This window comes from Myxococcota bacterium, assembly GCA_035498015.1.
Lineage (GTDB): Bacteria > Myxococcota_A > UBA9160 > SZUA-336 > SZUA-336 > VGRW01.
This window is the reverse complement of the sequence record DATKAO010000026.1, coordinates 22651-33016: the sequence shown is the minus strand read 5'-3', so window position 1 is coordinate 33016 and position 10366 is coordinate 22651. Positions and strand designations below refer to the sequence as shown.

Sequence of the window (10366 nt, the reverse complement as noted above, 5' to 3'; positions counted from 1 at the left end):
GCGCTCGTCGACGTTCACCGAGCCGCGCGTCGAGAGCAGGCGCTTGACCAGCTTGTCGAGGTCCCCCGCCTTGGCGAAGTTCACCGGCTGGAGCTTCACGACCAGGTCCTCGAGCTTCTCGCGCGAGCGGCGCTCCTGCAGCCGCGCCTCGCGCTCGGTCTTGAGCACGTCGGTCGGCGCGATGCGCAGGATGTTGCCGATGCGCACGAAGCCCAGGCCCTTGGTCAAGAGGATCACGTCGAGCGCCTGGTCCCACGGGACGTCGACCAGGCGGATCGTGACCTTGCCCGCCACGTCCTGGCCGGCGATCACGTTCAGGTCGGAGACCTCCGCGATCAGGCGCAGGATGTTGCCGATGTCGGCGTCCTTGAAGTCGAGTGAGATGCGGCGACCCTGATACTGCTTCTCCTCGTCGAAGCCACCCTCTTCGAGGATGTCGATCGACGCCGGGTCCGCAGGGCCGTCGAGGAACGGATCGAACGCGACCTGGCCGCCGTTCGCGGTCTTGATCGGCGCGGGCGCCTTCTTGCCGATGTCGGCCGGCACCGCGCGGCTGGGCTCCGCGCCGTGCGAGTCACCCGCCGCGTGCGGGTCACCGGCCGGAGCCGCCGCCATGTCGCCACCCGCCGCCGGGGCCGCCGGAGCCGCACCCGCGTCCGCGGGCAGGTCCGCCGGGACCGGCGCCGCCGAGTCGGCCGACGCGGCCGCACCGGAGTCAGCGCTCGCGGGCGCCGCGGGAGGCGCGCCGCCGGGGCGCGCCATCTCGATGCGCAGCTGGCCGCCGTCCCAGGTGAGCTTGGCCTTCTCGGGCGTGTTGCGCTTCAGGAGCACGCGCACCTCGGGCGTCGGGATGTCGGGCGTCTTGAAGACGGAGAACATCTCGATCGGGCCGCCGAACTCCTTGGTGTCCACGCGCCGCTCGGTCGCGGCGTCGATCATCGCGCCCTTCAAGAGCACCATGAGCGTGCTCGGATCGGGCTCGAACTGGGTGGCCGTGACCTTCTTGCCGAGCGTCAGCACGACGCGGTCGACGCCGGGCAGAGACTCGAAGTGCACGCTCTGCACGGTGGCGTCACCGGTCGCGGCGTCGGCGGCCATCGGCGCGGAGTCACCCGCGGGCGCGGCCTCGGCGGCGGTGTTCGGCGCCGCAGGCGCTGCGCTGGCCGAGTCAGTCGCCGAGGCGCTCTTGCCGTCGGCGCTGAGCTCGATGCGCACGCCCTTGTCGGTCGGGACCACGGTCGGCTTGCCGGTCTTCGAGCGCAGGTCGAGCACCACGCGCACCTTGTCCGGGTGCTCGCCGACGCGCGCCTGTGACACGATGCCGTCGGCGAACGACTGCTTGGCCTTGGCCATGCCGCTCTTCGCCCCGAACAGGTCGACGACCACGCGGTCGGGGTTCGCGAGCAGGAAGGTGTCGACGTTGTCGATCGGGCCGTCGGCCTGGATCTCGATGCCGTTCGCGCTCGCGACCAGCGCCTTCAGCTTGGCCTTGGCGGGACCGCTCGCCGCGGCCGTCTTGGCCGCCGCCGCGGGCTTCGCGGGCGCGGACTTCGCCTTGGGCACGGGCACCGACGGCGCCGCGGGCGCGGTGGCGTCGGGCGCGGCGGGCGCGGCCTCGCTCGCCGCCTGCGCGAACGCCGCCTCGTCGTCCGGAGACACGTCGGGCGGGCCCGGCTGAGTCGGAGCGGCCTGGGCCGTGGAGTCGCTGCCGGCGCGCAGCTCGACCGCGATCTCGTCGCCCTGCGGCTTGACCTCGTACTCCGCGGTCTTGGCCAGCGCGATCGACACGCGCGCCATGTTGTGACCGGCCTTCACGTCGCCGAACGCGCCCAGGGTCACCTCGTCGACCAGCCCGTTCTTCACGGCGATCGGCGTGTTGACGTTCTCGAAGTTCACGTCCGGCAGCTCGATGATCAGCCGCGGCGGATTGTCCTTCATGAACGCGGTGTAGATGGCGTCCTTGGCCCCGCGCAGCACGATCCGAGTCACGCCCCCGTCGTTCTGGACCTCGACGGCGGAGATCGTCTTCACTTCGGCCCCGAGCGCCCGCGCCTGCGGCGGGATCGCGGCCAGTGCGAGCGCAGCGACAGCGCGCAGCGTCCACATCGTGAGTGACACCCTCCGAGTCATGCTCCGTCCTTCCTTCCGTTGGCGTAGAGCTCGAGCTCCACCTCTTTGGTCGTCGCTCGGTCGAGGTGGTCGAGGTAGGTCTCCTTGACCACCACCTTGTTGTCCTCGATCCGCAGGATCCGGCCCTTGTTCTTCCCGATCGGCGTGCCGGCCTTCACGATGTAACCCTTGCCCGTCGGGTCCTTGATCAGAGCGCGCGGCTCGTCGACGCCCCAGATGATTCCCATGACGATCAGCTGCGACAGGTCGAAGCGTTCCAGCGGCGACGAGGACGAGTCGTTCTCCAGAGTCACTTCGCGGCGGATGTAGCTCTTGAACGGGTCCGTCTTGTCCGTCGGGTCGTAGTGATACGCCGCCGCGACGGGCATGGCGGGCTCCGCCTTCTGAGGCTTCGCGACCGCCGCCTTGTTGGCGTTCGGATCCACCTTGTCCTTGCTGCCGCACGCCGAGACGGCGAGGGCCAGGCCCAGGGCCAGCGCGCAGCGCAGGGTACGGAGCTGCCTCATCTCAGGTTCCTTTCGCCGGCGCCGCGCCCGCCGCAGGTGCGGCCGGCGTGGTCTTCGACGAGTCATTGAAGTAGAAGGTCGCCGCGATGCCCTTGACCTTGAGCGTCGGGCTCTCGCCGGTGTCCTTTTCCACGTCGAACGTGAGCTCGGTCAGGTTCACGATGCGCGAGAGACTTGCCACCCGATCGAAGAACAGCGCGATGTCGTGGTAGAAGCCGGTGAACTGCAGCTCGATCTGCTGCTCCGAGTAGAAGCCGCGGTCGATCTTCTTGCCCTGCTTGAAGGTCTGGATCTCCAGCCCCGACTTCTTGCCCAGCGTCGAGATGTTCGTGAGCAGCGCGGGCAGGTCACTCGACTCGGGCAGCTTCTCGAGCGCGGCCTGGAGCTGCTGGCCCAGCTCCTCGCGCTTGCGCTTGAAGGCGTCGAGGTTGTTCGCGACCGCCTTGGCGGCCGAGATGTCCTGCTCGACCTTCGCGTGGCGCGTCTGCAGGGTGCGGAGCTGGGCCTGGTTCGAACCGAAGAACAGCACCATGTACAGGCCGATGACTGCCAGCGCGATCGCGCCGAGCACGGCGCTGCGCATGGGCGCGGGCATCCGCTCGAATTTCTGCAGCAGCTTCTGGGCGTCGATGTTCTGGCCGATCGCCATGACTCGCCTCTCTCAGTCGCCGCCCGGCTTCTTGCCGGCGGGAGCAGGCCGGCCCGCCATGGGCTTGCCGGCCTTCTTGGCCTCGGACTGGTTCTTCAGGAACGGGTACTGCGCGGTCATCTTGAAGGCGGACAGCTTGAGACCGTCGACCTCTTCGAGGTGAGTCTCCTGGAGGTCCACCCCCGAGAGTATCGGTGACTCCTCGAGCGTCGCGGCCAGGTCGGCCACGACCTCGGCGTCGATCGAGCGGCCTTCGAGCTCGAGCGTGCCGTTCTTCTCGACGATCTTGGTGAGCCACACGCGCTGGGGCATGCGCGTCGCCAGCTCGTCCATGATCTTGACCGGACCCAAGCGCGCGGCCTCGATCTGGTCGATGATCGCGAGCTTCTTCTCGATCTCTTCCTGCTCGGTCTGGTACTTCTTGACCTCGGCCAGCGTGCTCTCGAGCTTCTTCAGGTCGGCTTCGCTCTTGGCGATCAGCGCCCGCTCGTGGGCGATGCGCGCGGCCATCCAGGTCGAGATCAACAGACAGATGCCGACGCCGGCGCCCGCTGCGATCGCGAGCAGCATGCCCTGCTTGCGCAGGTTCGCGGCGCGGCGCGCTTCGCGGACGGGAAGGAGATTGATTCGAATCACTTGTCGTCCCCCTGCCGCATGGCGAGTCCGATCGCGGTGCACAGAGCCGGACCCAGCTCGCGGAGTCGGTCTTCGTCGCCCGCCGAGGAGCCGATCTCGACGCGCTGGAACGGGTCCGCGATGTCGACGGCGATCTCGAGCTTGTCGTGGAAGATCCGGTCGAGGCCGGGCACGCGCGCGGCGCCGCCGCACAGGAGCACGCGCTCGATGCGCGAGCTGGAGGCGGTCGCGCGGTAGAAGTCGAGTGAGCGCTGGATCTCCCCGAGCATGGTCTCGGAGACCTCGCGCATGGCCTCCTCGACCTCCTGCGGCACGACGTCCTTCGACGTCTCACCCGGCCGGCCGCCGATCTTGATGCGCTCCGCCTCTTCGAAGGTGATGCCCAGCGTCTTCTGGATCTCCTCGGTGTACTGATTGCCGCCCGAGGTGATGTCGCGCGTGAAGACCGGCACGGAGCCGCTCATCACGTTCATGTTGATGACCGAGGCGCCCAGGTCGAGCAGCGCCACGGTGGTGTCGTCGGCCGGCTCGTAGTTGTGCTGGTACATGTTGCCGACCGCGAAGGCGTCGACGTCCATCACCACGAGCGAGAGACCCGCCTCGGTGATCACGCTCTGGTAGTCGTCGATCAGGTCCTTCTTGGCGGCGACCAGGAGCACGTCCATCTGGCCGTCGATGCCGGTCTCGCGCAGGATCTGGTGATCGATGTTGACTTCGTTGATGTCGAACGGGATGTACTGCTCGGCCTCCCAGCGGATCGTCTCTTCCAGCTCCTCCTTGCTCTGCGCGGGGAGCGAGATGCGCTTGACGATCACCGAGTGACCCGAGATCGAGGTCACCACTTCCTTCGACTTGAAGCTGCCCATCGAGCAGGCCTCGGAGATTGCGGCCGAGATCGCGGGCGCGTTCATGAACGAGCCCTGCACGATCGCCTCGGGCGGGAGCGACGCGAAGCCGAACCCGCGCAGGCGGTAGCTGCCGCCGTGCGGCTCCAGCTCGACCGCCTTCACCGTCGAAGAGCCGATGTCGAGTCCGATGACCGTCTTGTTTCCGAACAGTGCCATGCGTGCCTCAGTTCCCGTCCGACAGCGCGTCCGCGCTGTGAGTGGCGAGCAGGTGATCGACGGGGCGATCGCCGAAGACAGAGTCCTTGTCGGAGACACGCAGGCCGAGCGCATGCAGGATCTTGCGCTTGGTGTCGAGGCGGCAGGTCTTGCCGGCCTCGACGCGGTCGATCGTGAGGGTCGAGAGGCCGGCCTTACGCGCGAGCTCGGCCTTGCTCATCATGAGCGCCTCGCGTATCCGCCGAACGTTGTTACTGGCCACTGAGCCCCTCCGTTTAGAGCCGGCAGAAGACCTGAGTTCCCCTTGCATCGAGGCCGCGGGTGACTTGGATCACGATGAGATCCCGGCCATCCGTTTCGCGCTTGATCGGCGGGCCGAAATACCGACTTGAGGCTTGTCGACCCCAAGGTTGGCTTCAGCGACCCGCAGCGCGCCCCGCTAGAACTCCTCTTCCTTCTCCTGCCGGTACTCCTCCCCCTGATCACGATCGAGGTCGTCGCCGTCGCCGCGCTGCGGCTGCGCGCGCTGCGGCTTGGCGGCCTGCGGTTTCTTCGAGTCACTCGACTTGGCGGCGGCGGCGGGCTTCTCGCCGTTCGCGGCGGCGCGCTTGGCGTTCGCCGGCGCCTTGTCCTCGCCGTTCTCGCCAGCCGGCGCCGCTGGCGCCTGGTTCCAGTCGACCGAGAGCACCCAGCGCTGGGTCGCGCGGCCGCCGAAGCCGTCGGTCACGGCGACCTCGATCGGGTTGCTGGCCTTCGCGTCCTGCGGGACGGTCCAGGTGACCGCGCCCGTGGCGTCGTCGATCGCCATGCCGGTCGGCCCGCTCACCAGCTCGTAGCGCAGCGGTGTGTCGCCGTCGGCGTCCTTGGCCGAGATCTCGTAGCTGTACACGCCGGTCGGGCCCATCTCGTAGCCCGGCTGCGAGGTGATCACGGGCTGGGCGTTCGCGATCACGAAGTCCTGCGAGCGCACCCACTCGCTCTGGTCCGTGCCGTCGCTGGCGGAGACCTCGACCGCGAGCTTGTCGCCGCGGCGCACGCGGCCGGCCGGGAGGCGCGCGTCGGTCGCGCCCTCGAGCGGCTGGCCGTTCTTGAACCAGCGGTACGAGAGCTCGATCGAGTCACCGTCCGCGTCCTGCGCCGTGGCCTGGGCCTCGAGCACGTCTGAGGCGGTCGCGCTCGACGGGCCGATCGAGACCCCGCGCACCTTGGGCACGGCGTTGCCGATCGTGAGCGGATTGGTCGCCTTGCTCACCTCGTGCAGGCCGTCGGAGACGTGCGCCACGGCGTACACGCGGTCGCCGCGGTTGAAGGTGTTTCCCGGAATCGACACGCCCTGCAGCGAGGCGTCGAGCTCGCCGTTGCGGTACCACTCGATCGTGGTCTGCAGGCGATCGCGGTCGATGTCGCGCGCGTTCACGTCGATCGACACCGAGTCACCGGCGCCGGCCGGCTCCGGTGAGAGCGTGGCGCTCACGATCTCCGGCTCGGAGTTTCCCGCGGGCTTGGCAGACGCCGCCGGCTGTGCGCTCGACGCGGGCGGCGTCGGGTCCGAGCCGCCGCACGCCGCGCACGCCAGTGCGATCGCGATTGCGATGACTCGCTTCGACATGGCGACCTCCACCCGGCAGCAAGAACGCTGCGAGGTGCCTCAGCTATCGGAGGGCGCCGGAAGCGGATTGAGCGGGTCGATCGCGTATTCCTTGAGCTTGTACTGCAGGGCTCGAGGCGAGAGCTCGAGCAGACGAGCCGCGCGCGTGCGGTTGCCAGCCGTGCGCAGCAGCGCCTGGCGAATGAGTCGCTCCTCGAGCGCCCGGCCCTGGCGCTTGATCGACAGGTCCTCGCCGTCGTGCGCCTCGGACCCGGATGAGTCATCTGCGCCGCCTGAGTCACTCTCGCCACGCGCCTCATCCGCGCTCTCGGCGCCGAACGGGAACAGGTCCAGCGTGATGCGCCGGCCGCGCGTCAGGATCAGCGCGCGCTCGAGCGCGTTCTCGAGCTCGCGCACATTGCCCGGCCACGGCTGGGCCGCCAGCGCCTCGAGCAGCTCGCGCTCCAGCGGGTCGACCGGCTTGCCCATGCGCCGCGCGTGCGCGGCCAGCAGCTGGTCGGCGAGCAACGGCACGTCCTCGGGCCGCTCGCGCAGCGGCGGCACGTGGATGCGGAAGACGTTCAGCCGGTAGAAGAGATCCGAGCGGAACTGACCCGCGGCCACCATCTGCTCGAGGTCGCGCGCGGTGGCCGCGATGATGCGCACGTCGACCGCGAAGCTCTTCGCGGCGCCCACCGGGCGCACCTCCTCCTCCTGCAGCACGCGCAGCAGCTTCACCTGGGTCGCGGGCGGCAGCTCGCCGATCTCGTCGAGGAACAGCGTCCCGCCGTCGGCCTCCCGGAACATGCCGCGTGACTCGCTGTCGGCGCCGGTGAACGCACCCTTGGCGTGGCCGAAGAGCTCGCTCTCGATCAGTGACTCGGGGATCGCACCGCAGTTCACGGCGACGTATGGCGCCGTGGCGCGGTCCGAGAGACCGTGCACCGCGCGCGCCACGACCTCCTTGCCCGCACCGCTCTCTCCGGTGACCAGCACGGTGGTCTTGAACTCCGCGGCGCGCTCGACCAGCTCGAACACCTCGCGCATACCGGGCGACGCGGCCGCGATCGACACGCCGCGCGTCTCGTTCGAGAGCGCACGGCGCAGCGTGCGGTTCTCGCGCCGCAGGCGCTCGCGCTCGTCCGCCTTCTTGATCGCGAGCAGGAGCTCCTGCGCGGTGAAGGGCTTGGCGAGAAAGTCGTAGGCGCCCTTGCGCACCGCTTCGAGCGCCTGCTCGACCTGGCCGAAGGCAGACATGACCAGCACGGTCGCGTCGGGCTGTGCCCGGATCACTTCCTCGAGGATCTCGAAGCCGCCGCGGCGCGGCATGCGCACGTCGCACAGCACGACGTCGAATGACTCGGCCTGCGCGGCGCGCAGGCCCGCGTCGCCGTCGGCCGCGCGCGCGACCTCGAACCCCTCGTCCTCGAGGATCAGGCCGAGACTCTGGCGGACCCCGGCCTCGTCATCGATGATCAGCGCTCGGCGCTTTGCCATGGCCGGCGTTCGTATCGGCCGCCGGCAACACCAATCTGAAGCAAGTCCGGCCGGACTGACTCGCGACTTCGAGTCTTCCGCCCAGGAGCTCGGCCAGCCGGTGTGCGTTCCACAGGCCCAGGCCCGAGCCCTCGCCGGGCTCCTTGGTGGTGAAGAACGGGTCGAACACGTACGGCAGGTGTTCGGGGTCGATGCCCGGGCCGTTGTCGGTGACCGTGAAGGCGACGGAGTCCGGCGCGCGCTCGGCCGCGTGACTTTCGTCCGTGCGATCCGATGCCCGGCGCGCGGGCCGCGCGGGATCACGCGCGCGCTCGGCGGCGAGCTCGATCCTCGGGCCGGTCACCCCGCGCAGGGCGTGCGCCGCGTTCTCGACCAGGTTCACGAAGATCTGCTCGATCCGGCGCCGGTCCACGTCGACAAGGGGCAGCTCCGGCGCGAGCGACGACGCGAGCTCGATGCCCGCCAACAGCGGCTGCGGGCGCATGCGCTCCGCCACGCGCTCCAAGAGCTCGGCCGCGGGCACGCGCTCGACCGAGAGCGCATCGGGGCGGGACAGGTCGAGCATCTCGCGCACGAGCGTGCGGATGCGCATCGCCTCGTCCGCGATGTGCTCCGCCAGCTCGCGCGAGCGCGCGCTCGCGCCGCGTTCCCGCTGACACATTTCGGCGTAGCCCAGGATCGCCGCCACCGGGTTGCCGACCTCGTGCGCGACCCCCGCCGCGAGCTGGCCCACGCTCGCCAGGCGCCGGCCGCGCGCCAGCGCGTCCTGGGCGCGCTCGAGCGCGGCGCGGTCGGCTTCGAGCGCTTCGGCCATGCGGTTGAACGACGCGGCCAGGTCTTCGAGCTCGGCGGGCCCCTGCGTGGCGATGCGCGCCGCCAGGTCGCCCGCCGCCACGCGCCGCGTGCCGCGCGCGAGCTCGGCCAGGGGCGAGACGACCCGCCGCCGCAGCAGCCAGGCGCCGAAGCCCGCGAACACCGACGTGGCGATGACCAGGAGGCCGACGCCCGACGCCACCAGCGGCGCGAGCCGCGCGCGGTACTCTTCGCCGCGGCTGCGGCCCACGAGGAAGCCCTCCTGGCCCGAGTGCGTGCGGACCGGAGTCACGAGCGCCAGCTCGCCGCGCCACAGACTCCCCAGCTCGAGCACCTCGCCGCGCGCGCGCGCCAGCTCCACCAGCTCCGCGATCTGCTGGCGCCCGGCGGCGTCGAACGGCGGGCCCAGCACCTGGCGGCCCGACGCGTCGAGCACGGCGAACTCGCCGCCGGCCAGCCGCGGAGTGGAGGTGTGTGCGACCGCGGCCAGGTCGGCCAGGTCGTTCACGCCGCGCTCCAGGAGTGACTCGAGATGGCGCGAGCCCATGCGCAGGCGCTCGACCGCCTCGTCTCGCACGGTGACCGCCGAGTGACTCAGCAGCACCACGCCCACCAGCGCCACGCCCGCGAACATCATCACGAACAGGTTCGCGACGATCTCGAGCTGGACGCCGACGCGCCGGGTCACGGCCGGACCAGGAAGTGGTCGAGGAAGTTGGGCTGGAACAGGAACACCAGCCCGGCCGCAGCCAGCGCCGGCCCGAACGGAATGCGCGTGTCCCGCCCGCCCTTCACCCAAGCCAGCATGAGCACGCCGTACGCGATCCCCACGAGACACCCGACGATCAGCACGCCCAGCGCCCCCTCGAGCCCGAGGAAGCTCGCGAGCATGGCCACCAGCTTCACGTCACCCATGCCCAGCCCGATCTTGCCCGAGAAGCGCTCGTAGCCGGCCGAGATCGCCCACATGCCGCCGCCGATCAGCACCACGCCCAGCAGCGCGTCGCGCCAGTCGACCGCCAGCTGCGGCGCCACGAGCGACAGGAACAGGCCGATCGCCAGGCCCGGGATGGTGATCGAGTTCGGGATGATGTGGTGGTCGACGTCGATGAAGGTCACCGCGATCAGCGCGGCCGCGAGCGCCCAGTCGACCAAAAGCCGCGCCGTGGGGCCCTGCACCAGCATCAGCGCCGCGAACACCGCGCCCGTCAGCGCCTCGACCAGCGGGTAGCGCGCCGAGATGTGCGCGCCGCAGGCTTTGCAGCGCCCGCGCAACAGCGCGTAGGACAGGAGCGGCACGTTCGCCCAGGCGGGAATGGCCGCGTCGCAGGCGGGACAGTGCGAGCCCGGACGCACGAGTGACTCGCCGCGCGGCAGGCGCCACACCACGACGTTCAGGAAGCTGCCGATGCAGGCGCCCAGCACGAACGCGAACGCGCCCAGCACGGGCATCGAGATCGCGGGCTCCCCCATGGCTCAGAGG

General features: G+C 70.1%; 10 protein-coding genes. All 10 read right to left on the bottom strand.

Annotated elements, in window-relative coordinates; all coding sequences use genetic code 11:
• Window positions 1-2130 (bottom strand): AMIN domain-containing protein (locus tag VMR86_02185; protein HTO05840.1); only part of this gene is annotated, 2130 nt, incomplete at its 3' end.
• Window positions 2127-2636, bottom strand: coding sequence for a pilus assembly protein PilP (locus VMR86_02180; protein ID HTO05839.1), 510 nt, complete (start codon window positions 2634-2636; stop codon window positions 2127-2129). The genes VMR86_02185 and VMR86_02180, both read right to left, overlap by 4 nt.
• A gap of 1 nt (window position 2637) precedes the next feature.
• Entirely contained in the window at window positions 2638-3285 is a 648-nt protein-coding gene (gene pilO, locus VMR86_02175; GenBank protein HTO05838.1) for a type 4a pilus biogenesis protein PilO, read from the bottom strand.
• Between the two features lie 12 nt (window positions 3286-3297).
• Entirely contained in the window at window positions 3298-3921 is a 624-nt protein-coding gene (locus VMR86_02170) for a PilN domain-containing protein (protein ID HTO05837.1), read from the bottom strand.
• Window positions 3918-4985: a type IV pilus assembly protein PilM gene (gene pilM, locus VMR86_02165; GenBank protein HTO05836.1), complete on the bottom strand. Its 1068-nt coding sequence runs from the start codon at window positions 4983-4985 to the stop codon at window positions 3918-3920. The genes VMR86_02170 and pilM overlap by 4 nt, the downstream gene beginning before the upstream one ends.
• A gap of 7 nt (window positions 4986-4992) precedes the next feature.
• Window positions 4993-5295: a helix-turn-helix transcriptional regulator gene (locus VMR86_02160; GenBank protein HTO05835.1), complete on the bottom strand. Its 303-nt coding sequence runs from the start codon at window positions 5293-5295 to the stop codon at window positions 4993-4995.
• Between the two features lie 129 nt (window positions 5296-5424).
• Window positions 5425-6594, bottom strand: coding sequence for a putative Ig domain-containing protein (locus VMR86_02155; protein HTO05834.1), 1170 nt, complete (start codon window positions 6592-6594; stop codon window positions 5425-5427).
• 39 nt (window positions 6595-6633) lie between these two features.
• Window positions 6634-8070: a sigma-54 dependent transcriptional regulator gene (locus VMR86_02150; GenBank protein HTO05833.1), complete on the bottom strand. Its 1437-nt coding sequence runs from the start codon at window positions 8068-8070 to the stop codon at window positions 6634-6636.
• The gene (locus tag VMR86_02145) at window positions 8039-9571 is read right to left on the bottom strand and encodes an ATP-binding protein (GenBank protein HTO05832.1); all 1533 of its coding nucleotides are present in this window, start codon (window positions 9569-9571) and stop codon (window positions 8039-8041) included. Before VMR86_02145 ends, VMR86_02150 begins: the two co-directional genes overlap by 32 nt.
• Complete coding sequence (locus tag VMR86_02140; GenBank protein HTO05831.1) at window positions 9568-10356, bottom strand: prepilin peptidase; 789 nt, start codon at window positions 10354-10356, stop codon at window positions 9568-9570. Before VMR86_02140 ends, VMR86_02145 begins: the two co-directional genes overlap by 4 nt.
• Between the last annotated feature and the right edge of the window lie 10 nt (window positions 10357-10366).

What these genes read in the sequence shown, in the direction of transcription:
- VMR86_02160 (HTO05835.1), bottom strand. Translation starts at nt 5,295, where the DNA reads ATGCAAGGGGAACTCAGGTCTTCTGCCGGCTCTAAACGGAGGGGCTCA.
- VMR86_02155 (HTO05834.1), bottom strand. Translation starts at nt 6,594, where the DNA reads ATGTCGAAGCGAGTCATCGCAATCGCGATCGCACTGGCGTGCGCGGCG.
- VMR86_02150 (HTO05833.1), bottom strand. Translation starts at nt 8,070, where the DNA reads ATGGCAAAGCGCCGAGCGCTGATCATCGATGACGAGGCCGGGGTCCGC.
- pilO (HTO05838.1), bottom strand. Translation starts at nt 3,285, where the DNA reads ATGGCGATCGGCCAGAACATCGACGCCCAGAAGCTGCTGCAGAAATTC.
- pilM (HTO05836.1), bottom strand. Translation starts at nt 4,985, where the DNA reads ATGGCACTGTTCGGAAACAAGACGGTCATCGGACTCGACATCGGCTCT.
- VMR86_02140 (HTO05831.1), bottom strand. Translation starts at nt 10,356, where the DNA reads ATGGGGGAGCCCGCGATCTCGATGCCCGTGCTGGGCGCGTTCGCGTTC.
- VMR86_02180 (HTO05839.1), bottom strand. Translation starts at nt 2,636, where the DNA reads ATGAGGCAGCTCCGTACCCTGCGCTGCGCGCTGGCCCTGGGCCTGGCC.